The 22,743-nt window shown below is 66.8% G+C and carries 15 protein-coding genes; 8 read left to right on the forward strand and 7 right to left on the reverse strand.

Annotated elements, in window-relative coordinates; translation table 11 throughout:
- The first annotated feature begins 57 nt into the window (after positions 1 to 57).
- Complete coding sequence (locus tag AC59GX_RS02065) at positions 58 to 855, forward strand: FadR/GntR family transcriptional regulator (RefSeq protein WP_426282524.1); 798 nt, start codon at positions 58 to 60, stop codon at positions 853 to 855.
- Positions 856 to 963: 108 nt separating this feature from the next.
- Positions 964 to 2,136, forward strand: a complete 1,173-nt coding sequence (uxuA, locus tag AC59GX_RS02070) for a mannonate dehydratase (protein WP_497300708.1) — start codon at positions 964 to 966, stop codon at positions 2,134 to 2,136.
- 33 nt (positions 2,137 to 2,169) lie between these two features.
- Here uxuA and AC59GX_RS02075 read toward each other — a convergent pair whose 3' ends face one another.
- The 7 genes from AC59GX_RS02075 to AC59GX_RS02105 all read right to left on the reverse strand — a co-directional run bounded on the left by AC59GX_RS02075 (position 2,170) and on the right by AC59GX_RS02105 (position 13,615).
- Positions 2,170 to 2,970, reverse strand: a complete 801-nt coding sequence (locus tag AC59GX_RS02075) for a FadR/GntR family transcriptional regulator (protein ID WP_136189290.1) — start codon at positions 2,968 to 2,970, stop codon at positions 2,170 to 2,172.
- Between the two features lie 145 nt (positions 2,971 to 3,115).
- Positions 3,116 to 5,242 carry a right-handed parallel beta-helix repeat-containing protein gene (locus AC59GX_RS02080; RefSeq protein WP_497300710.1) on the reverse strand — a complete coding sequence of 709 codons (2,127 nt, stop codon included), beginning with the start codon at positions 5,240 to 5,242 and terminating at the stop codon, positions 3,116 to 3,118.
- A gap of 113 nt (positions 5,243 to 5,355) precedes the next feature.
- Positions 5,356 to 6,666 carry a xylose isomerase gene (xylA, locus tag AC59GX_RS02085; RefSeq protein WP_107951986.1) on the reverse strand — a complete coding sequence of 437 codons (1,311 nt, stop codon included), beginning with the start codon at positions 6,664 to 6,666 and terminating at the stop codon, positions 5,356 to 5,358.
- Positions 6,667 to 6,672: 6 nt separating this feature from the next.
- Positions 6,673 to 8,118 (reverse strand): xylulokinase, encoded by a 1,446-nt coding sequence (gene xylB, locus AC59GX_RS02090; RefSeq protein ID WP_426282521.1) that lies wholly within the window; start codon positions 8,116 to 8,118, stop codon positions 6,673 to 6,675.
- Positions 8,118 to 9,251 carry a glycoside hydrolase family 43 protein gene (locus AC59GX_RS02095; RefSeq protein ID WP_426282520.1) on the reverse strand — a complete coding sequence of 378 codons (1,134 nt, stop codon included), beginning with the start codon at positions 9,249 to 9,251 and terminating at the stop codon, positions 8,118 to 8,120. The genes xylB and AC59GX_RS02095 overlap by 1 nt, the downstream gene beginning before the upstream one ends.
- Before the next feature lie 150 nt (positions 9,252 to 9,401).
- Positions 9,402 to 11,045, reverse strand: coding sequence for a glycoside hydrolase family 43 protein (locus tag AC59GX_RS02100; RefSeq protein ID WP_426282519.1), 1,644 nt, complete (start codon positions 11,043 to 11,045; stop codon positions 9,402 to 9,404).
- 8 nt (positions 11,046 to 11,053) lie between these two features.
- A complete protein-coding gene (locus tag AC59GX_RS02105) occupies positions 11,054 to 13,615 on the reverse strand; it encodes a glycoside hydrolase family 9 protein (protein ID WP_426282518.1) in 2,562 nt (853 codons plus the stop codon).
- A gap of 218 nt (positions 13,616 to 13,833) precedes the next feature.
- Here AC59GX_RS02105 and AC59GX_RS02110 point away from each other — a divergent pair, with 218 nt between their 5' ends.
- From AC59GX_RS02110 to AC59GX_RS02135, 6 genes are all read left to right on the forward strand, one after another.
- Entirely contained in the window at positions 13,834 to 15,489 is a 1,656-nt protein-coding gene (locus tag AC59GX_RS02110; RefSeq protein ID WP_426282517.1) for a carboxylesterase/lipase family protein, read from the forward strand.
- A 34-nt stretch (positions 15,490 to 15,523) separates the two neighbouring features.
- The gene (locus AC59GX_RS02115) at positions 15,524 to 16,444 is read left to right on the forward strand and encodes an alpha/beta hydrolase (RefSeq protein WP_426282516.1); all 921 of its coding nucleotides are present in this window, start codon (positions 15,524 to 15,526) and stop codon (positions 16,442 to 16,444) included.
- A 22-nt stretch (positions 16,445 to 16,466) separates the two neighbouring features.
- On the forward strand, positions 16,467 to 17,192 hold the full coding sequence (locus AC59GX_RS02120) for an acetylxylan esterase (protein ID WP_426282515.1): 726 nt from the start codon (positions 16,467 to 16,469) through the stop codon (positions 17,190 to 17,192).
- Between the two features lie 13 nt (positions 17,193 to 17,205).
- On the forward strand, positions 17,206 to 18,657 hold the full coding sequence (locus tag AC59GX_RS02125) for a family 43 glycosylhydrolase (protein WP_497300711.1): 1,452 nt from the start codon (positions 17,206 to 17,208) through the stop codon (positions 18,655 to 18,657).
- Between the two features lie 174 nt (positions 18,658 to 18,831).
- Positions 18,832 to 20,370, forward strand: coding sequence for an alpha-N-arabinofuranosidase (locus AC59GX_RS02130; RefSeq protein WP_426282907.1), 1,539 nt, complete (start codon positions 18,832 to 18,834; stop codon positions 20,368 to 20,370).
- A gap of 7 nt (positions 20,371 to 20,377) precedes the next feature.
- Positions 20,378 to 22,732, forward strand: coding sequence for a glycoside hydrolase family 95 protein (locus AC59GX_RS02135; protein WP_497300713.1), 2,355 nt, complete (start codon positions 20,378 to 20,380; stop codon positions 22,730 to 22,732).
- The last annotated feature ends 11 nt before the right edge of the window (positions 22,733 to 22,743 follow it).

Consider the following 22,743-nt stretch of genomic DNA (forward strand, 5'->3'; position numbering starts at 1 on the left):
TCCTTGCGAAGGGCGACGTAGTAGCATCAATACGCAGACATTAGATTGGTAAGTCCAGTGGCAAAGCCCGCCCCCCAGAACGCGCTGTTCGCGGTCGGAAAATACGACGCTCCCGCGAACGACCGCTTGTATCAGCGGCTGGCGCGGCGACTGTTCGAGGAACTGGTCGCGGGCACCTATGCGGTAGGTGATCGACTGCCCGCCGAGCGCGAGCTGGCGATCGACTACGGCGCCAGTCGCCCGGCGGTGCGTGAAGCCCTCATCGCGCTGGAAGTGCAGGGATTTATCGAAGTCCGTGTCGGCTCCGGGGCGTATGTCTGCCGGCTGCCGGGGCAGGGCGAAGAGCCGGGTTTCGCCATCACCGCGTTCGAACTGACCGAAGCGCGGATCATGTTCGAGGGTGAGGCGGCAGCGCTGGCGGCGGTGCAGATCACCGATGCCGAGATCGACCTGCTCGACGGCCTGGTCGAGGCGATGACAACCGAGAATTTGCTGACCGAAGTCACCGAGATCGCCGATCGCGATTTCCACATGGCGATCGCCAAGGCGACGCGGAATTCGGGCGTTGTCCGGACGATCGAGGATCTGTGGCATTTGCGCTCGACGTCGCCCGAATGCGCGCTTCTCCATGCCAAGGCGCGCAACGCCAAGGTGCGGCCGGTCGTCGCCGAACATGCTGCAATCGTTGATGCTTTGCGCGCGCGCGATGCGGCGGCAGCGCGGGGCGCGATGCGCGCGCACCTGACGTCGGTGATGGACCACCTCCTGTTCCAGACCGAGGAGATGGCGATGGAACAGGCTCGACTGGCGCTCGCGACGACTCGTCAGCGTTACGGCGGCGCCCCGACGATCTGATCCACCCGGCGACCAGGCGCTTATAGGTTGTCAGACCAATTCAATCGTTGCTATCGACAGTGTGAGCATGTGGCTGCACCGCCATGGGAAAACGGGGATGAGCGGCCGATGAAGATGACCCAGACCATGCGCTGGTTTGGCCCGAACGACCCGGTGCCGCTAAACGCCATCCGGCAGGCCGGCGCGACCGGGGTCGTCACGGCACTGCATGAGGTCGCCAATGGCAACGTGTGGACCGTCGACGCCATCGCCGCGCGTCGCGTGATGATCGAGGACGCCGGGCTCGACTGGAAAGTGGTCGAGAGCCTGCCCGTCGTCGAGGATCTGAAGCGACGTTCGGGCGACTGGGATCGGCTGATCGAGGCCTATGTCGCCAGCCTACGGAATCTGGCGGGGCAGGGCATCGAGGTCGTGACCTATAATTTCATGCCGTTGCTCGACTGGACGCGGACCGACCTGAGTTGGGCATTGCCGGACGGCGCGCGCGCGTTGCGGTTCGAACTGCACGCGCTGGCCGCCTACGACATCCACATCCTGCGCCGCCCGGGCGCCGAGCGGGATTACGCAACCGATGTCGTCGCCATCGCCGCCGAGCGGTTCGCGGCGATGGACGAGGCCGCGCGCACGACGCTCGAGCGGACGATCATCGCCGGGCTGCCCGGAAGCGAGGAGAGTTTCAGTTCGCCGCAGTTGCTCGAGCAGATCGAGACCTATGCCGACATCGACGCAGCTCGGCTGCGTGCGAACCATGTCGCGTTCCTGGAGGCGGTGTGTCCGGTCGCCGAGGCCGAGGGCATCCGGCTGGTGGTGCACCCCGACGATCCGCCATTCCCGATCTTCGGCCTGCCGCGCGTGGTCAGCACCGAGGCGGACGTCAGCGCGCTGTTCGCGGCGGTGCCGTCGGTCGCCAACGGGCTGTGCTTTTGCAGCGGATCGTTCGGCGTGCGCGCGGACAACGACCTGCCGGGGATGGTCCGTCGGCTCGGCGAGCGCATCGGCTTCGTGCATCTTCGATCGGTGCAGCGTGAACCCGGTGGCGCGTTTCACGAGGCGGCGCATCTGGAGGGCGATGCGAACATGCCCGCGATCATGACCGAGCTGGTCGCGTTGCAGGCACGCACCGGGCGGTCGCTGCCGATGCGCCCCGATCACGGGCACCAGATGGTGGACGATCTCAACAAGCGGACCAACCCCGGCTATTCGTTGATCGGCCGGCTGCGCGGGCTGGCGGAACTGCGCGGACTGGAAACGGGTATCGTGCATGGCCGGGGCGCCGTCTGACTCCAGCCTAGAACCCAAGCCTGAGAACCAAGCCTACCGCGTCATTGCCAGTTGCGTATCGTCGAGCGCCAGGTCCACCAGCTTGCGCATCGCCGCGTTGGCGGCCGCTGGGTCACTCGCGGCGATCGCCTCGTACACGCGGACGTGATCGGGGATCGGGTTGCGCGGCAGCGAGCGGGTGCGCTGCTTGAACTGCGTCGTCCAGCTGACCGCCGCGCCGATGCTCGCGCTGAGCACGACGAGCGCGTCGTTGCGGGTCGCCTGCAACACGGCGTTGTGGAATTCGCGGTCCGCGGCACGGCCGGCTTCGGTGGCCAGCGTGTGGCGGCGCATCGCGGCGAGCGACTCCTTCATCACGGCGAGGTCGGCACGATCGCGTCGCTCGGCGGCCAGCGCGGCAGCGGCAGGCTCGACGATCGCGCGCAACTCGAACAGGCCGCGGACGAAGTCGATGTCGGGTTCGCCGGCAAAGGCCCAGGCGAGCACGTCGGGATCGAGCAGGTTCCAGCGACTGCGCGGTAACACGCGGGTACCGGTTTTGGGTCGACTTTCGACCAATCCCTTTGCCATCAGCACCTGGACCGCCTCGCGGTAGGCACTGCGCGACACGTCCAGCGCCTCCGAAAACGCGACTTCGCCCGACAATGTATCGCCCGGCAGATACTCGCCCGACAGGATCGCGGTGCCCAGCTTGTGTGCGATCGCGCCGTGCAGCCGCCGTCCCGTACCGCGGGGCGGGCGTGGCGGCGTCGCGCTTTCCGACGGTATCGCCGCGTCGGACGCGATTGGCGTATCCGACGACGGGCTCGTCTGATCGGGATTGAAGTTCGTCATTGGTAAGCTCCCATCACCGGGGTGATAGCCGCGTGACAATCGCGAGACGATAAGAGATTTTCTGTCCTGGGGCCCAGAAGGCGCGGATTGGGGCCGAAATCGATGTACCGCGGCATAGTGCCACGCGCGTGGGCGGCCGCGATCGTCAGGGCTTCTTGTCCTCGGGCCGGACGCCGCTGTGGTCGATCACGCTGCGTGCGGCGGCTGGCCATGCATCGCCCTCGACCTTGATATTGTCGACCGCCCGGTTGTTCAGATAGTCGGTCCACGATCCTTGGAGCCGGCCGGAATTATACCAGTTGCCGACCGCCAGATTGTCCAGCGCGGTGCGTTTCGGCGCGATGAAATCCTGCGAGTTGAGGTTCAGCCAGACGCCGCCGACGCGGTCGATCACGTTGTTGCGGACCGTGACGTAGCGCGATCCCTCGTCGAGATAGATCGCGATCCCGCCCGCACCCGCGACATCGGCGATGTAGTTGTCGGCGATCAGCGCGCCCGGATCGGCGGACAGATGATAGATCGCGCCGCCATCGGGAAACCACTGCTTCACCCGGGTCACGCGGTTGCCGACGACGACCGTGTCGTGCAGCGTCGTCGGCGTATCGTAGACCAGATTGCCCGGCTGGTCGTAATAGCCGCGCTGTTGCCGCCAATATTCCGCGCTGCCGCCGGGGTCGTTCGTGCCCCATCCCCAGCCGATGTCGATCCCGTCATACGGCGCGTCCGAGACGTCGTTGTTCGCGATCACCGTCCCCGACGCATAGGTGACGAGGATCGCCGACTGCTCCTTGTAGTCGCGCGATACGCCGGCGATCCGGTTGTCGCGGATCAGGATGTCGCGCAGGCCCATTTCGGGGCGCGAGGGATGGTGCGCGTCGGGACGAATGCCGCCGACCATGATCGCACCGCCGGCGAGGTCGCTAAAGCTGTTGCGCGTCACCTCGATCGCCGCCGCGCCGAGCCCGACGCCGCCGTCATTCGCGTCGGGATTGTTGCCGATGCCGAGCGCGACCTGCCCAAGTTGCGAGAACTGGTCGTCGTCGAACACGATACGGGTCGCGGCGGCCACTTGCACTGCGGCGGGCTGCTGGTTCCAACGGTTGCGCATCGCCTCGAACGCGGGGCATCCCCAGCTGCAATCGCGGATCGGATCGGCGGGATAACCGGTCACGTCGCCCGCCAGATAGGCACCGCTCTGCTGGCTCGCATAGCCTTGCGGGCTTGAGGGCTGCAGCCAGCTGGTGTGGCGAAACGCGAGGTGGCGAAACTGCAGGTCGCGGACCGGCCGATCATAGCTGCCGCCGATCGAGACGAGCCGTTCGAGGATCGGCATCACGACTTCGGCGCGGCGAATGTCCTCCCCCGGCAACGGCTTGTAATAGAGCAGCCCCGCCTTTGGATCGACATACCATTGGCCGGGCTCGCGCAGGAAGGCGAGCGCATTGACCAGAAACAGGCGCGCGACCTCGGCCGAGACCGGCCGAGCGATCGTGTCGTAGCCGATCAGGTTATTGCGCCAGCCCGGCTGTTGCATGACGATCCGGCTTCCTTGGGCCGACCCGCCTTCGATCCGGTCGACGACGGCGTGGCGGTGCGTGAACCAGCTCATGCCCTCGATCTCGATACGGCGCTGGTCGGGGAGCGAGGCGAGTTCGCGCCACGCCAGATCCTTGATGTCGAGGCCCCAAGTCTGGAAGGTGACGGCGGAGCGCGGAATCTCGATGCGGGCGCGGCTGGCGAGCCGCTCGTTCACCGTCAGTTGCCGCGGATCGGCGCCCTTCGGCACTGCGGCGGACCAGATGCCCTTCGCGCGATCGGCGAGCCGCCACCCGTCGATCGGTATGCCGCCGGACAGGATCGGACGCGTGCCGGCCTCGCCTTCCCAGCGGACGGTGAAGCCGTTCAGGCCGCCATCGTCGGCGGTGAAGCGGAGCGGTGCGGTCAGCCGGTAGGTGCCCGGCGCGATCCGCACAGTGACGTCGTGATCCGGGTTGAGCCGGCGCACCGCGGCTTGCGCGCGCGCAGGCGTCGCGAACGGATGCGCGGACGATCCGTCGCCAGCGTCCGACCCGTTCGGCGACAGGTTGAGCACGACCGGCACGGGGGCGGGGCGATTGGGGATAACGATGTGATGGCGCGCAGGCGCTGCGGGCAGCGCGATCACGGGAAAGGTCGGTTGTAGCGGAAGCTGCGCGAGCGCGGGGGATGGCTGGGACGCGAACCCCGTCGCCATCAGCGCCATCGTCGATACCGCGCGTGTCAGGGTCGGCATCGCGTCTCTCCCGGTCGGTCAGAATGCCGCGAGCGCGGGAAGCCGAGGCGCATCATAGCGCTGTCGGGACGTGCCCGATCCCACGCCGGAGCGCAGGATCGGGCGGTCGTCGATCAGAGGACGCGGTTGATGAGGTTCTCGATCCGCTCCTGCTGGCCCGAGACCGGCTTGGGATCGATGCCGCGCTCGATCGCGAGGTCGGCTATGCCGGCGAGGTCTAGCCCACCGATCGCGCCACCGAACTCGCCGTCCCAGCCGGCATAGCGCTTGGTCTTGATCGCATCGATCCGGCCGTCTTCGATCAGCTTGGCCGCATTGAGCAGACCCTTCGCGACGACGTCGATCGCGCCGACATGACCGTAGAACAGGTCGGCCGGGTCCATGCTCTGGCGCCGCACCTTGGCGTCGAAGTTGAAGCCGCCGGTGGTGAAGCCGCCCGCGCGGATGATCTCGAGATTGGCGAGCGTCAGTTCCTCGACCGAGTTCGGGAATTGATCGGTATCCCAGCCATTCTGCGGATCCCCGCGATTGGCGTCGATCGAGCCGAAGATGCCGAGCGCAGCGGCGGTCGCGATCTCATGCTCGAAGGTGTGGCTGGCGAGCGTCGCGTGGTTCGCCTCGATGTTGACCTTGACCTCGTTCTCCAGGCCATAGCGCTTGAGGAAGCCGTACACCGTCGCGGTGTCGAAGTCGTACTGGTGCTTGGTCGGCTCGAACGGCTTGGGCTCGATCAGGATCGTGCCGGTGAAGCCGATCTTGTGCTTGTGCTCGACCACCAGGCTCAGGAAGCGGCCGAAATTGTCGAGCTCGCGCTTCATGTCGGTGTTGAGCAGCGTCTCGTAGCCCTCGCGACCGCCCCACAGCACGTAGTTCTGGCCACCGAGGCGATGCGTCGCCTCGAGCGCATCGCGGACCTGCATCGCGCCGAACGCGAACACTTCAGGATCGGGGTTGGTCGCGCCGCCGGCCGCGAAGCGCGGGTGGCTGAACAGGTTGGCGGTGCCCCAGAGCAGCTTGCGGCCCGATGCGGCCTGGAGCTGTTCGAGATGGTCGACCGCTTCAGCGAAGAATTTCCGGTGCTCGGTGATGTTGGCGGCATCGGCCATCACGTCGACGTCGTGGAAGCAGTAATAGGGCACGTCGAGCGTCTTGAAGAACTCGAACGCGACCTCGCGCTTCATCGCGGCTGCGGCGCTGTCGTTGGCGCCGCGGTGCCACGGGCGATCGAACGTGCCGCCGCCGAACACGTCGGAGCCGGGCCAGCAGAAGGTGTGCCAGAAGCATGCGGCGAAGCGGAGGTGATCCTCCATGCGCTTGCCGAGGACCATCTTGTCCTTGTCGTAGAAGCGGTAGGCCAGCTCGTTGGTGCTGTCGGGGCCCTCATATTTGATCTGGGGGATATCGGCGAAGAAATCGGACATCAAAGCTTCCTACGATTTGGGGGTGATGCGGGAATAGGCTTGGCGGAACGCGGCCTTCTTCTCGGCGAGCGCCGAGACGAGGGCAGGGTCGGGGACGATGGTGTGCGAGACGGGAGGCGCGACGCAGATCTCGGCGGGGTCGCCGCCGTCGACCCCCAGCTGGGCAAGCCGTGCGGCGCCCAGCGCGGGGCCCACCTCGCCGCCCTGGAGGTAGACGAGCTCGACCTCCATCGCCGCGGCGATCACCTCGCCCCAATAGCGCGAGCGGGCACCACCGCCGATCACCGCGAGGCGCTCGACCGTCGTGCCGGCCTCACGCAACACGTCGAGACCGTCCGCGAGCGCGAACGCCACGCCTTCCAGCACCGCCTGCGACAGGCGACCGGCATCGGTGTCGTTGTCGAGGCGGAGGAACGCACCGCGCACCTCGGGGTCGTTGTGCGGCGTGCGCTCGCCCGAGAGGTAGGGGAGGAATATCTCGGGGCCACTGGCGGAGCCAGCGGCCTCGGCGCGCGCGAACAGGTCGGCGGCACCGGCGGCACCGGTGATCCGCGCGATCCAGTCGATGCACGACGCCGCTGACAGATGGACCGACATCTGGTGCCACATGCCCGGAAGCGCGTGACAGAAGGCGTGGACCGCACGCGCCGGATTGGGGCGGAAGTCGTTGGTCGCGACGAAGATCACGCCCGACGTGCCGAGCGACAGCAGCGCATCGCCGTCCTTGACGACGCCGACGCCGACTGCGCCCGCCGCATTGTCGCTGCCGCCTGCCGCGACCGGGACCTGCGGCATGCCCCAAAGCTCGGCGACCTCGGCGGTAAGCATGCCGGTGATCTCCGTGCCCTCGTACAGCGCCGGCATCTGCGCCTGCGTCAGTCCGCAGGCGGCGAGGATCTCGTCGCTCCAGCAGCGGCCACCGACGTCCAGCCACAACGTGCCTGCGCTGTCGGACAGGTCTGACGCCTTGTCGCCGGTCATCAGCAGCCGGACATAGTCCTTCGGCAACAACACCGTGGCGATCTTCGCGAAGACCTCCGGCTCATGTTTGCGAACCCAGAGTAGTTTCGGCGCGGTGAAGCCGGGCATCGCGATGTTGCCCGATATCGTGCGAAGGTCGGGGACCGCGCGTTCCAGTGCCTCGCATTCGGCGAAACAACGGCCATCGTTCCACAGGATCGCGGGGCGGAGCGGCCGGTCGTCGGCATCGAGCAACGTCGCGCCGTGCATCTGGCCGGCAAGCCCGACGCCGCGCACCGAACGGCGCACGCTCGGGTCGATCGCCTGCACCGCGGCGATCGTCGCCTTCCACCACGCATCCGGGTCCTGCTCGGACCAGAGCGGATGCGGCCGCTGCACGGTCAGCGCGGCAGTGCCCTGACCCACCACGCTGCCATGCTGGTCGAGCACCACGGCCTTGACACCCGAGGTGCCGATATCGATTCCGAGGAACATCAGTTGACGAACGGATCGATGGTCGGGATCGAGCCATCGGGCGCGAACTTCAGTTCGGTCACCTTGACGTTGCGCAGGTGGTTCTTGTTGCTCATCTGCGTGTCCGCATAGAACAGCCACCATTTCTTGTTCCATTCGACGATCGAATGGTGGCTGGTCCAGCCCTGTACCGGCTTCAGGATATGGCCGCGGTAGGTGAACGGGCCGTACGGGTTGTCGCCGGTCGCGTAGTTCAGGAAGTGCGTGTCGCCGGTCGAGTAGGTGTAGTAATATTTGCCGCCGCGCGTGAACACCCAGGACGCCTCGAAGAAGCGGCGTTCATGGTCGCCGCCGAGCACGGGCTTGCCGGATTCGTCGAGGATCTGGACGTCGCGCGGGGTCTCGGCAAAACTCTTCATGTCGGGATTGAGCTTGGCGATCTTGCCCGAGAGCGCAGGCTGGTCGTCCTTGCCGAGATCGGTGTCGGAGCCGTTGGCGTCGAACTTGCCATCCTTCCAGCGCTGGAGCTGACCGCCCCAGATGCCGCCGAAATACATGTAGCTCGCGCCGTTCGCGTCGGTGAACACTGCGGGGTCCATCGAGAAGCTGCCGGCGATCGGCTTGGGATCGGCCTTGAACGGACCGACCGGGCTCTTCGAGGTGGCGACGCCGATGCGAAACGTGCCGAGCCCGTTCTTGTCGAGTTGTTTGTCGCGCGCCGGGAAGTACAGGTAATAGGTGCCGTTCTTGTAGGCGGCATCGGGGGCCCACATCTGCTGCGATGCCCAGGGCACGTCCTTCACGTCGAGCGCGACGCCGTTGACCTTCACCGGGCCGCCGATGCGGTCCATGCTCAGGACGCGGTAATCGCGCATCGCATATTGATTGCCGAGGTCGTCGTCGGCGATCTTCACGTCGATGTCGTGGCTTGGATAGACGTAGATCTTGCCGCCGAAGACGTGCGCCGACGGATCGGCGGTGTAGATGCTAGTGACCAGCGGCTGCGACAGATAGCGCTTGCCTTCGGGACTCCGCGGTTCCTTGCCAGTGGACGTTTTCGGCTGGGTATTCCCCCCATTGGTCTGGGCGAGGGCGATCGTCCCCGTTGCGGCAAGTGCGGCAATGGCGAGCGTAGGCGCGAGGCTGAAACGCATCGGTCCGTGGTCCTTCCTAATGTTCACCATCTGATGTGGTGTCGAGCTTCGATGTGTTTGGGTAGCGCTACCGTACGAAACGTGTCAACTCTTAGCACGCCGGGCGGACGACTGTCGACACAACCTAAGTCGCCTGTGGACCTACGCGGGTCACTTCCTCCACGCATAGGGACCGACCAGCGTGCCGACGAAGCCGCCCGCGGTCCTGGTGCTGAGAATGCGCGCATCGACGTCGCGCGCGAGGGTCTTCTTGCCGCCGACACCGTCATAGTCGAACGCCATCGTGCCGCCGTTCGCGCGGATCGTCAGCGTGACCGGGCCCGAGCCGGTGACGGGTGCGGAGGCGACCAGTTGTTCCTTGCCCTTGTCGGCAGTGTAGAGCGCGACGACGGGCGTGCCGGCAATCCGGGTGATGCCGAAGAACACATAGTTCGCGTCGCTCTGCATCGCGACGAGACCGGCGCGGTCGCCGTCGGTGTCGGGGGTGAAACGGACCGTCGTCGACATCGTCGCAACGTGATGCTGCTGGCGGCGTCCGACGAACGAGGGCACCTTGGAAAGATCGCCGATGCGTCCGCCGCGGTCGAGGATCAGGTCGCCGTGGTCGAGCCGGTAGAAGGGCGTCTTGGGCGTGCGTACGCCGACCCATTGCATCGCCAGCTTGCTGCCGTCGAAACTGTCGACATAGCCGAAGTCGCCGCTGGTCGGGATGCGGCTCGGCGGGCTCGCAGGCAGCCTGGGCTTGGTGCCGACGAACGGGACCGGCTGGCCCTTGGGCAGGATGATCGGCCAGCCGTCCTTCCATGTTACCGGTAACAAGAACGTCTCGCGGCCGATGTTGTAATAGTCGCCCTCGTATGGCCGCACGCCGAGGAAGGTCGCGTACCAGTCGCCGTTCTGCGTCTCGACGAGCTTGGCATGGCCAGTCGACGTGACCGGGTTGGGTCGCGCAGGATCGAGATCGCGCTGAGTCAGGATCGGATTGCCCGCGAACGGGACGTAGGGGCCCAGGAGGGACTTCGAGCGCAGCGCGACCTGCGAGTGGTTGACGCTGGTGCCGCCCTCGGCTGCGGTCAGGTAATAATAGCCTTCCTTACGGAAGATGTGCGGTCCCTCGATCCACACCGGCTTCTTGGAGATGTCGACGCCGCCGTTGATCAGTTGCGTGCTGTCGCCGACCATTTTTCCCGCGCGCCAGTCATATTCCTGGATCCAGATCGCGCGGTGCCCGTCGTAGCGCGGCGGCTCAGCGGGCGCGCGGTTGTTGACGATATACGCCTTGTCGCCCTCCCAATAGATCGACGGGTCGATACCCTCGAACGGCAACCAGATCGGGTTCGACCAAGGTCCCGCCGGGTCCTTCGCGGTGATGACGAAATTGCCTTTGCACTCGACGCACGTGTTGACGATGTAGAAGACGCCGTCGTGATACGAGATGTCGGGCGCGAACACCGCCTGCGACGTGCGCATGCCGGTGAAGTCGAGCTGCTCGGGCCGATCGATCGCGTTGCCGATCTGGGTCCAGTTCACCAGGTCCTTCGACTTGAAGATCGGCAGGCCCGGGTAATGCGCGAACGAGGAGAGGACGAGGTAATAGTCGTCGCCGACGCGCGTCACCGACGGGTCGGGATAATAGCCCGACAGGATCGGGTTGCGATATTGATTGGGTCCGACGCTGACCTTCTCCTGCGTGTGCCCGTCATAGCTGAAGCTGCTGAACCGTGGCGCGTCGCTGGCGAAGGCCGGCGTTCCGAGCGCGAGACCGGCGAGCATCGCGAGCGTCTGGATTTTCATGGCGGTTCTCACTTGAGTGCGCTGGCTGTCTGGGTTGGTTTCGATGCAGTCCCCGCGGCCAGTTCCTGCGCGGCTTGGGCGAGTTCGATCCACATCGCGCCTTCGGGGATGACGTATTCATTCTCGCCCCAGAAGAACGGCCAGTCCTCATGGTTTTCGGGAAAGTCCGGCTTGATGATGAGCACGCCCGGCACCACCCCGCCGGCGATGAACGAGAAGTCGGCCCGGTTGTTGCCGTAGGCGACCTCCTTCGAGACCGTGCCGACGGCGGAGACGAACGACACGTCGGACGCGGGATGATTACCGACCAGGAACTCGAGCCCGCGGAACACGGCGTCGGCAGGCATGATCTCCGGGAACGCCTTGTGCAGCGTGTACGCGTTCATCGCATAGCCGAGCACGGTGCCGCTGCCCGCCCAGCCGCCGGTGGTGATCGGCACGCCGAACGGGTTGGCCTTCGCCGCGGTCTCGGCGGCGGCGGCATAGGCGCGCACCGCCGGGATCATCGCCGCGCGATAGGCCGGCGGCATGAACGGAATCGCCGCCACCGCATCGCGCAGGGTGAAGGCGAACGTCTTTTCCATCGCCGGCCACAGTGACTGGACCGCGGCGACATAGCGCGGATCGCGGGTCGTGCGGAGCAGCTCGACCGCGGCGGAGAAGCGCTCGGCGTCGAGCGGCCCCCCGGTGGTGTTGCCGTGCTGGTACAGATCGGGCGCGTGCGATTGTTCCTCCGCCCAGGTCCGCGTTGCGATACCGAGCGCCTTCTTCGATAACGCTGGATCGACCTTGGCGAGCGCGCGCGATGCCGCCGCGAGCCCGGCGATCGAGCCGTAGTTGAGTGCGGAGGCCTTGGTCGTGAACGCCCAGCGATCGTCGGGTGTCCCGCTGCGGCCGCTCTTCTCCTCGCCGAGCTTCAGCGCCGGATCGTAGACCAGCCCGTCGGTCTTGGTCGAGGCGTCGCCGAGGTGCGTGTATTGTGCGACGTCAGGCTCGACGATGCCGTGGATCGTATGGCCGACCGCATCGAACTGCGCGACGAGTTGCAGCGTGCCGTGGCGGATCTGCTGGACGAGATCGGGCGTGCCGTCGGGCACGTGGATCTCGGTCTTGCGCCGCGTCCAGTCGATCGCGGTGGTGTCGCGCATCGGGTGCCAGCGCTCCCAGCTGTCGACCAGCGAGCGGATCACCTGATATTGCGACTGGGTGCGGATGTCATAGTCGCCCGCATCGAACCATCCGCCGACCGCGAGGCCGGGGATGTGCTCGCCCGACTTGAACTTGGTGTCGGTCGTCGGCCCCTGCGCGTAGAGGTCGATATGCTCGTGGCCGGTCGGCGCCTGCCGCGCGTCGTCGCGGTGCGCGTCGCCGTGCCAGACGCGGTAGCCTTCGTTGACGAACATATGGTCCATTGCGACCGGGAAATAGACGTCGAGCGTCGGGTGCCATGCGCCGGCATAGGCGTCGGCGGCGATCCGGAACGGTGCGGTGCGCGTGGTGCCGTAGTCGAGCACATAGGTGCCGGGCTGGCGGACCGCGCTGAAATCGAGTTGCAGATAGCTGTAGCGGAGATAGTCGCCCCAGCGCTTGGCGGGCGCGGTCGGGACCGGTGTCATGCTGCCGTCCTCGCCGACGCGCAACAGGCGCGCGGGCAGCAGGCGGCGATCGTTGCGGTCGAGTTCGATCGTCGCGACCTTCCGCGCGTCGGGCGTGTAGCCGAGTTGCGAATGCGCGATCACCGGGGGCCGGAGCCAGCCCGGTACGCTGTTGGGCTGGATCGTCCATTCGAGCACGGTGCCGGCGCGCCCTGCCGGAAGCAGCGAGCGGAGTACGAACCAGCCGTTCTGCGCCTGGTTGCGACCGTCGAACAGCTGCACCTCGGCGGTCGAGCGGATCGTCACGCGGCGGGCCGGGTCCTCGGGTGCGAGCACGAAGCGGCTGCCCCTGGCGATCGCAGTCGGTTCGGCGCCGGGACCTTCCGCGCGACCGCTCGCCGCGTTGCGCTGCGGCGTCTGGATCATCGCGTCGGCCGGATAGACCGGGAACGCGCCGCTCACCCCGTCTGCCATGTAGCTGTGGTGGAAATAGGCGGCGGGGAGGAATTCGAGGTTGAACCCGGCCTTCCCGGCGAGCGCGGCTGGCACCGGCTTGTCGAGGATCACCGACACGGCGACCGCGCCGCCGCGCTTTTCCGAGCGCACGCGGTAGCGCCATTTATAGTCGGGATATTCGAGCGTGACGGTAATCGCGCCAGTCGCAGCGTCGATCTTCCGGTCGACGAGGCGCCCGATCGCATCCCATTGGCCGGGCGTGGAGGACAGGCGGACGTCACCGTTGGTGGCGATCCGTTCGCCCTGCTGGATGATCTCGACGCCGCTGATCTTCGAATCGGCGAATAGGCCGTCATACCAGTTGGAGAAGACGAGCACGTTGGCGGCTGGCGCCTCGTAATAGCCGGCGGCGTTGAGCGTCAGGTCGGTCGACGCGACGCGCGGGCTTGTCTGAGCGATTGCGGGCGCCGCGCTCGCGAGCAGGGTCGCGATCAGGCAGAATGCGGATTTGGCCGCCATGGTTTTTCCTCTCCGATATCGTCATGCGGCGTTGGATTCGCCTGCTATTCCCGCGACTATAGCGCTAACAATCGCGTACACCACCCGCTGTCGTTGTTCTCATATGGACAGGATAGCGGTATCACCCTAATACTCATACAAGGTTGCAAAGGGCACGCGACGGTTCCGGTTTCGGGACGTCGGAGAACAGCCTGCACGCAGCCGATAGGGAGAAGAGGATGACCGGGCCAACCGTCGATCGTCGTCGTGCGTTGCTTGCATCGATCGCTACCGGCGCGGGGCTGATGCTGCCCGCAATCGGTCGCGCGCGTGCTGCGCCTGGACCCTCCGCATCGCGCACCGGCACCTGCTCGACGCCGCAATCGGCAATTGCGCGGACGCAATACGGTCCGGTCCGCGGCTATGTCTCGGACGGAGTCTACACTTTCAAGGGCGTGCCTTACGGGGCGGATACCGGCGGCGAGAATCGCTGGCTGCCCGCCAAGCCGCCGCAGCGCTGGAGCGAGACGCGCGACACGCTGTCCTACGGTGCGAACTGCCCGCAGACGCTGCATGATTTCAGCGCGGTCGAGCACACGTTCCTCCAGCAATGGACCGACGGGTTTATTGGCGAGGACATGCTGAAGCTGAACGTCTGGACGCCGTCGCTGTCGGGCAAGCGGCCGGTGATGGTGTATTTCCACGGCGGCGGGTTCGCGTTCGGATCGTCGTACGAACTCGCCTCGCATGACGGCGCGCAGATGGCGCGGCATCACGACGTGGTGCAGGTGTCGATCAACCACCGGCTGAACGTACTCGGGTTCCTCGACCTGACCGAGGTCGGCGGCGGCGCGTACGACACGTCGGTCAACGTCAGCATGACCGATTGCGTCGCTGCGCTGCGCTGGGTGCAGGAGAACATCGCGCGGTTCGGCGGCGATCCCGACACGGTGATGATCTATGGCCAGTCGGGCGGCGGATCGAAGGTGACGACGTTGCTCGGCATGGCGACCGGCAAGGGCCTGATCCACCGCGCGGCGGCGCAGTCGGGCGGCGGCGGGTCGCTGCCGACCGCCGAGCAGTCGCGCGATTTCTCGCGGCGCGTGCTGCGCGAACTGAACATCGGGCCGAAGGATCTGGGCGCGCTCCAGCGGATCGCGTGGAAGCCGTTGTTCGAGGCGGGCAACAAGGTCGCGACCGAGATCAATGGTCCGCGCGGGCCAATGGGGCCGTCGCTGACACCGCGCGTGGGCTGGAACCCGACGCTCGACGGCAAGGTGATCGACGTCCGCTCTTACTCGGACGTCGCGCCCGAGGTGTCGCGCGACGTGCCGGTGATGATCGGCAACGTCAGCGAGGAGGGGATGCGCTGGGGCTACAACCCGAGCGAGGCGCAGTGGCGGACCGATCTCACCGCGCAGATGGGGGGCGACAAGGCGGGGCGGCTGATCGCGGCGATGAAGCAGGCGCATCCCGAAAAGGCGGTGCGGACGCTGGCGTACGGCGTGCAAGGCCTGCAGAACCGCAACCGCGTGCAGGACATGGTCCGCCTGAAACACGCGCAGCGCGGCGCGCCCGTCTACCAATATCTGTTCCAGTGGCAGTCGCCGCAACTCGGCGGCGTAGCGGGCGCATGGCATACCGCCGATCTCGCCTTCTGCTTCGACAACACCGCGCTCTGCGACCAGGGCACCGGCAATACGCCCGAAGCGCAGCGCGTCGCGCGGACCATGTCGACCGCGTGGGCGAACTTCGCGCGGACGGGCAATCCGAGCCAGCCGGGCTTGAGCTGGACGCCGACCGATCCGCAGCGCTGCCAGACGATGGTGTTCGATACTACGAGCCGCATGGTCGACGATCCCGAGGGCGCCGCGCGGCGTATCCTGCTGTCGTGAGCGTGGTGTGATGGACAATCTGGGGGAGAAGGCGATGCGTTGGTCGATCGGATTTGGGTTGTTGGCGAGCGCGTTGGCATTGGCAACGCCGGTTCTGGCGCAGGACGCGCGGATGACCGCGACGGCGGCTCCGGCCGAGCCGACCGCGATCCCGCTCAACACCGGCGGCGTGAAGGGGCAGGCCGCGCCCGAAGCTTGGTTCAGCCAGTACGGTGTCGCGATGACGCGCAACGTCACGTCCGCGACGCTGACGCCGTTCCTGCCCGATCCGGCCAAGGCGACCGGGGCGGCGGTGATCGTCGCGCCGGGCGGCGGTTTCCTGATGCTGTCGATGGAGAATGAGGGCTGGCGCGTGGCGAAGGCGCTCGCCGACCGGGGCATCGCGGCGTTCGTGCTGAAATACCGGCTGAAGCCGACTCCGGCGGACATGGGCGGGTTCGAGCAATCGGTCACGGCCATGTTCGCCGGTGCCGTGCAACCGCAGAGGCGGATGAGCCCGGACGAGGCGATCGCCGGGCTCAGCGACCAGATCGCCGATGCACGCGCTGCAATCGCGCTGGTGCGGACGCGCGCGACCGAGTGGAAGGTCGACCCCGCCCGCGTCGGCATGGTCGGCTTTTCGGCGGGGGCGATGACGACGATGGCGACCGCGCTGGCCGCGCCCGACACGCATCTGGCCTTCATCGCGCCGATCTATGGATCGATGGAGTCGGTGAAGGTGCCGGCTGACGCCCCGCCGCTGTTCGCGGTGCTCGCCGCCAACGACCCGCTGTTCGCCAACAAGGGATTCGGCCTGATCGAATCCTGGCAGAAGGCGGGGAAGCCGGTTGAGTTCCACCTTTACCAGGCAGGCGGGCACGGCTTCGGGCTGGGCAAGAAAGGCACGACCAGCACCGGCTGGTTCGAGGATTTCATGCACTGGCTCGACGCCAACGGCATGCTCGTACGGCGATGACACGATGCAGGGGGAGACGGGTATGATGCGCTTCACGAGGGTTCGGGCGATCGGGCTGCGCGCCGCGCCGCTGCTGGCGTTGGGTGCGCTGGCGGGGATGCCGTCCAGTGCGGACGGGCAGGATGCGGCACTGGCACCGGCGACCGGTCTCGCACCGTATTTCCAGCCGGTGACGCAAGGGCCCACGACGCCCGACAGCGACGGTTTCCTGCGTCGCTGGCTGTTGCTCGAGCCGATCGACAAGCCCAACCGCAGCAATACGGGCTTCACCGCCACCTATGTCCGGCAGGCGCTGACCACGCAGTATTTCCCCGGCCAGTTCACGGCGATCCCGCGCGACGGCCAAGTCGTGAAAGCGGCTCAACCGCTACGTTGGCACGCACTCGATTCCGGCGCGTTCGACGTCAAGCTGTTCAGCTTCGCCAAGGGCCTCGGCAAGCCGACCTACGGCGTGATCTTCTGGGCGGTGACGATCGTCGACAGCCCGCGCGAGATGCGCGACGTGCGGCTGGCGGTCGGGTCGAACTCGGCGTCGATCTGGTGGCTGAACGGCAAGGAGACGGCCGGGCTGTTCAACGATCGCCGCATGGTGATGGACGACGTGCTGTCGGACCGCGTGACTCTGCGCAAGGGCCGCAACGTCCTGCGCGGCGCGGTGATCAACGGACCCGGCCTGAGCGACTTCTGCGTACGCTTCGTCGACGAGGCCGGCCGGCCGATCACCGACCTCAAGACCGATGTCCGCTAGCATGGAGACCCTCATGACGCGTCTTGCCGCCGTCGCTCTCGGGCTGTCCGCGATCCTCGCCGCCGGGGCGCCGCCCGCCACCGCGCAGTTGCAGGGGGAGACGTTCATCCACGATCCGTCGACGGTGACCGAGTCCGACGGCAAATACTACACGTTCGGCACGCGCGGCGGTGGGCTGGTCTCCGACGACGGCTGGACATGGCGCAGCGGTCCCGAGCGTCCCGGCGGCGGCGTCGCGCCCGACGTGATCAAGATCGGCGATCGCTATTACGTCGCCTATGCGGTCGGGGGCGGGGGCATGTCCGGCGGGCATGCCAGCCAGGTCAAGATCATGTGGACGCTGTCGCTCGATCCGACATCGCCGCGGTTCGAATATCACGACGTCGGCGTGGTCGCGTCGAGCGACGGGGTGGAGACCGCCGACGCGATCGACCCCGCATTCCTGTACGTCGATGGTCATTTGTGGCTGACCTACGGCACCTATTTCGGGCCGATCCGCATCATCGAACTCGATCCGAAGACCGGCCTACGCGTCGCAGGCAATCAGCCGGTCGACGTCGCGATCGACATGGAAGCCACCGCGATGATGCACCGCGACGGCTGGTATTATTTGCTCGGCACGCACGGGACGTGCTGCGACGGGCCGAATTCGACCTACCATATCCGCGTCGGCCGATCGCGCAGTCCGCTCGGGCCGTATGTCGATCACATGGGGACGCCGCTGCTGCGCGGCGGCGGCAAGCTGGTCGTCAGCGCACGCGGTCGCAATATCGGCCCCGGTCATTTCGGGCTGATCGAACTCGAGGGCGGCGTCGAGAAATTCTCGATGCATTACGAGGCGGACATGGATCGCAGCGGCCGCAGCGTGCTGGGAATAGAGCCGCTCCGCTGGACCGACGGCTGGCCGGTCGCGGGCGAGAACATCGTCCCCGGCACCTATGAAGTCGCCTCCGAACGCAGCGGCTATGCACTCGGCCTCGCCACCGATGTCGTCAGGATCGCGTTCGACCCGCGTCGCGCCTTCATGGCCAAGCCGACCGACCCGGTCAGCCCGATCCCCGACCAGACATTGGCGCAGGGTTCGGCGGGCTGGCCGCAGGGTCGCATCCGCGTCGACCTCGCCGACTATATGAACCGCCCGCACCAATTGTGGACGATCGCACCGGCGGCGGGGGGCGGCGGGTATTTTGGTGCACCCTATTACACGATCACCATCGCCGGGACGACGCGCGTGCTCGCCGCGACCGCGCAGGGCGAGGTCGAGACGGTGCCAGCGTTCACGGGCGCGACCGAGCAGATGTGGCGGATCGATCAGCTGAGCGACGGCACCTACCGCATCATGCCGAAGTCCGTACCGGGTGGCCGCGCAAACCTGGCGCTCGTCGCGATCAGCGCGAGCACCCCGACGCTCGCCGCGTTCGATCCGGTCAGCCCAGCCGGGCGCTGGACCTTCAAGCGGCCGTAGTCGATTTCGGCCGACGTTGACGCCGGCCGAGATTGAACTACTCCTACAAGTATCGAAAAGATGGGCTGCCTCATGGGGGCCGAAAGGGAGAGTATGGACCTGTTCACGCACCGCACTTCACAGTCGGGTTCCGGCCTGACGCGCGCGCTTACCGCGCTGACGTTCGCGCCGCTGATGCTCGCGGGCGCATTTGTCGCGACGCCGTCGGTGGCGCAGGACGCCGCGGCACCGACCGTGACGGCGACGTTGCAGGCGGACAAGCCAGGCGCGGTCGTCCACCGCGACGTGTTCGGGCAGTTCGCCGAGCATCTCGGCCACGGCATCTATGGCGGGATCTGGGTGGGCAAGGGCTCGCGCATCCCCAATGACGGCGGCTATCGTCGCGACGTGCTGGACGCCCTGAAGGCGATCAACGTGCCGATGGTGCGCTGGCCCGGCGGGTGTTTCGGCGACGAATATCATTGGCGTGACGGGATCGGTGCGACCAAGTCGCGCCCGACCAAGGTCAACACCAACTGGGGCGGCGTCAACGAGGACAACGCGTTTGGCACGCACGAATATTTCGGGCTGATGGACCGCCTTGGCGCCAGCACCTACGTCTCCGCCAACGTCGGCAGCGCACCGCCGTCCGAAACCGCGCAATGGGTCGAGTACATGACCGCCGCGAAAGGCACGACCGTGCTGGCCAAGGAGCGCGAGCGCAACGGGCATGCCGCACCGTGGAAGATCCAGTATCTCGGCATCGGCAACGAGCTTTGGGGCTGCGGCGGCAACATGCGCGCCGAATATGCCGCCGACCTGACCAACCGTTATGCGCAGTTCGCCAAGTCCGCGAACGGCCCGATGCTCAAGATCGCGAGTGGCCCGAGCGACTCGAACTACGAGTGGACCGAGGCGATGATGCGGATCGCCGGCAAGAACATCGATGGGCTGGGGCTGCATTACTACACGCGGCCGCGCGACAAGGACTGGAAGGATAAGGGCGCGGCGATCGGCTTTCCCGAGCGCGAATGGGCGACCACCATGTCGCACACGCTGGAGATGGAGGAGTTCATCACCAAGCATTCGGGGATCATGGACAAGTATGATCCGGCCAAGCGCGTGATGCTCGCGGTCGACGAATGGGGCACGTGGTACGATCCGACGCCGGGCAGCAATCCCGGTTTCCTTGAGCAGCAGAATTCGTTGCGCGACGCGGTGGTTGCCGGGCTCAACCTCAACATCTTCGCGCATCATGCCGATCGTGTCCGGATGGCGGCGATCGCGCAGATGGTGAACGTGTTGCAGGCAATGCTGCTCACCGACGGCGCGAAGATGGTGAAGACGCCGACCTATTGGGTGTTCGACCTCTACAAGCCGTGGCAGGGCGCGACGTCGTTGCCGATCCAGGTGACCTCGCCCTGGTATCACAAGGACGAGGTGGCGGTGCCCGCGGTCAGCGCATCTGCGGTGCGCGATGCGGCGGGGCAGGTGCATGTCGCGCTGGTCAACCTCGATCCGAACCGCGCGATGCCGGTGTCGGTATCGCTCGCCGGATTACAGGCGACGCAGGCAAGCGGGCGGATCATCACCGGTACCGCGATGGACGCGCATAACAGCTTCGACGCGCCGGACACGGTCGTGCCGCAGCCGTTCACGGGTGCGCAGGTGACGGGGGGCAATCTGACGCTCACGGTGCCGGCGAAGTCGGTGCTGGTCCTCGATCTCCGCTGATCGGGCGATGGCCGTCGAACCCACGCGTCGCGACATGCTGGAAGGCGCAGCGGCGGTCGCCGTCGCTGCGCTTGCCGGACCCGGCGCTGGACCGGGTCAGGCGTGGGCGGCGGTCCCAGCCGATGGCCCTCGGCTCTGGTACCGGCAGCCGGCGGTCGCCTGGACTGAGGCGTTGCCGGTCGGCAATGGCCGGCTCGGCGCGATGGTGTTCGGCGGGACCGCCAGCGAGCGGTTGCAACTGAACGAGGATACGCTGTGGACCGGGGGGCCGTATGATCCGGTCAACCCGGCGGCGCACGCGGCGCTGCCCGAGGTGCGGCGGTTGATCGACGCGGGCAAGTTCGCCGAGGCGCAGGCGCTCGCCAATGCGCAGGTCATGGGCCTGCCCAAGACTCAGATGGCGTACCAGCCGGTCGGCGACCTGATGCTGGAGATGCCCGGCGGGTCGGGGGCTGTCGGCGACTATGTCCGGCAGCTCGATCTCGATGCGGCGGTCGCGACCACCAGTTTCACGATGGGCGGCACGCGGTTTCGGCGCGATGTGTTCGCGTCGCCCGAGGATCAGGTGATCGCGGTGCACCTTGTTGGCGATCGGCCGTTCGACCTACTGGTGGGCCTCCAGTCGCCGCAGCTTGGCGCGAGCGTCTCGATCGACGGCGCGACGGTGACGCTGGCCGGGCATAATGGCGAACGTGCGGGGATTGCGGGGCGGTTGCGGTTCGCGGCGCGCGCGCGCGTTTCGACGGTGGGCGGTGTCGTCTCGAAAGATGGCAACCGGGTTCGCATCACGGGAGCACGCGCGGTCACGGTGCTGGTGGCGATGGCGACGAGTTATCGCCGGTTCGACGATGTGAGCGGCAACCCGGAAGCGGCGACGCTCGCCACGCTCGATCGTGCCAGCCTTCGCGGTATTGAGCGGATCCGCGCAGAAATGAGTGCCGCGCACCGTGCGGTGTTCCGTCGCGTGACACTCGATCTCGGACGCACTGCGGCGGCGGACAAGCCGACCGACGAGCGCGTCCGCGCCAACCGTGCCGACGATGATCCGGCACTGGCGACGCTGTATTTCGACTATGGCCGCTATCTGCTGATCGCGTCGTCGCGACCGGGGACGCAGCCGGCGAACTTGCAGGGTATCTGGAACGACGCGATCAAGCCGCCGTGGGAATCCAAATACACCGTCAATATCAACACCGAGATGAACTATTGGCCGGCGGAAGTGACCGCGCTGGCCGAGTGCACCGCGCCGCTGGTGCAGATGGTGCGCGAACTGGCGATCACGGGTGAGCGCACGGCGCGGACGATGTATGGTGCACGTGGGTGGATGTGTCATCACAACACCGATCTGTGGCGCGCGACGGCGCCGATCGACGGGGCGCAATGGGGGCTGTGGCCGACCGGTGGCGCTTGGCTGTGCACGCATCTGTGGGATCGCTACGATTACGGGCGCGACCTTGCCTATCTGCGCTCGGTCTATCCGCTGATGCGCGGGGCGGCGTTGTTCTTCCTCGATACGTTGCAGACCGATCCGGCGACCGGCGCGCTGGTGACCAATCCGTCGCTGTCGCCCGAGAACATCCACCCAGCGGGCGCATCGATCTGCGCGGGGCCGGCGATGGACATGCAGATCCTGCGCGATCTGTTCGACCAGGTCGGGCAGGCGGCGGCATTGCTCAAGATCGATGCGCCGTTTGCGACGGAGGTGGCGGCGGCGCGCGCGCGGCTCGCACCCGATCATATCGGCGCGGAGGGTCAGCTTCAGGAGTGGCAGCGCGACTGGGACGCCGCCGCGCCCGAGCCTCATCACCGCCATGTCTCGCATCTTTACGGGCTGTTCCCGAGCGACCAGATCGATCTCGACCGCACGCCTGCGCTGGCACAGGCGGCGCGGCGGTCGCTGGAACTGCGGGGCGACGAGTCGACCGGCTGGGCGACCGCGTGGCGTGCGAACCTGTGGGCGCGGCTGCGCGATGGCGATCACGCGCACCGTATCCTCGCCTTCCTGCTGGGCCCCGAGCGGACCTATCCCAATCTGTTCGACGCGCATCCGCCGTTCCAGATCGACGGCAATTTCGGCGGCACGCGGGCGATGGCGGAAATGCTGATGCAGAGTCGGGGCGACGAAATCTTGTTGCTGCCCGCGCTACCGGGGGCGTGGCCTGCGGGGTCAGTGACTGGGCTGCGCGCGCGCGGACGGTGTTCGGTCGACCTGCGTTGGCAGGGCGGCGAACTGGTCGAGGCGGTGGTTCGTGGCGAGATGTCGGGGCGTCGCGTGATCCGGCTCGGCGCGCGGGGGGTCGAGGTCGTGCTGAGCCCGGGGAAAGCGGTGAGACTTCGCGGCACCGGCCTCGCACGCGCGTGAACAACAAAAGG

Source organism: Sphingomonas sp. 320_CC (genome assembly GCF_059691795.1).

Coding starts and splice junctions, on each gene's coding strand:
- AC59GX_RS02115 (WP_426282516.1), top strand. CDS start 15,524: ATGCGTTGGTCGATCGGATTTGGGTTGTTGGCGAGCGCGTTGGCATTG.
- AC59GX_RS02075 (WP_136189290.1), bottom strand. CDS start 2,970: ATGACGAACTTCAATCCCGATCAGACGAGCCCGTCGTCGGATACGCCA.
- AC59GX_RS02125 (WP_497300711.1), top strand. CDS start 17,206: ATGACGCGTCTTGCCGCCGTCGCTCTCGGGCTGTCCGCGATCCTCGCC.
- AC59GX_RS02080 (WP_497300710.1), bottom strand. CDS start 5,242: ATGCCGACCCTGACACGCGCGGTATCGACGATGGCGCTGATGGCGACG.
- xylB (WP_426282521.1), bottom strand. CDS start 8,118: ATGTTCCTCGGAATCGATATCGGCACCTCGGGTGTCAAGGCCGTGGTG.
- AC59GX_RS02135 (WP_497300713.1), top strand. CDS start 20,378: ATGGCCGTCGAACCCACGCGTCGCGACATGCTGGAAGGCGCAGCGGCG.
- AC59GX_RS02110 (WP_426282517.1), top strand. CDS start 13,834: ATGACCGGGCCAACCGTCGATCGTCGTCGTGCGTTGCTTGCATCGATC.
- AC59GX_RS02095 (WP_426282520.1), bottom strand. CDS start 9,251: ATGCGTTTCAGCCTCGCGCCTACGCTCGCCATTGCCGCACTTGCCGCA.
- AC59GX_RS02130 (WP_426282907.1), top strand. CDS start 18,832: ATGCTCGCGGGCGCATTTGTCGCGACGCCGTCGGTGGCGCAGGACGCC.
- AC59GX_RS02105 (WP_426282518.1), bottom strand. CDS start 13,615: ATGGCGGCCAAATCCGCATTCTGCCTGATCGCGACCCTGCTCGCGAGC.
- AC59GX_RS02120 (WP_426282515.1), top strand. CDS start 16,467: ATGATGCGCTTCACGAGGGTTCGGGCGATCGGGCTGCGCGCCGCGCCG.
- uxuA (WP_497300708.1), top strand. CDS start 964: ATGAAGATGACCCAGACCATGCGCTGGTTTGGCCCGAACGACCCGGTG.
- AC59GX_RS02100 (WP_426282519.1), bottom strand. CDS start 11,045: ATGAAAATCCAGACGCTCGCGATGCTCGCCGGTCTCGCGCTCGGAACG.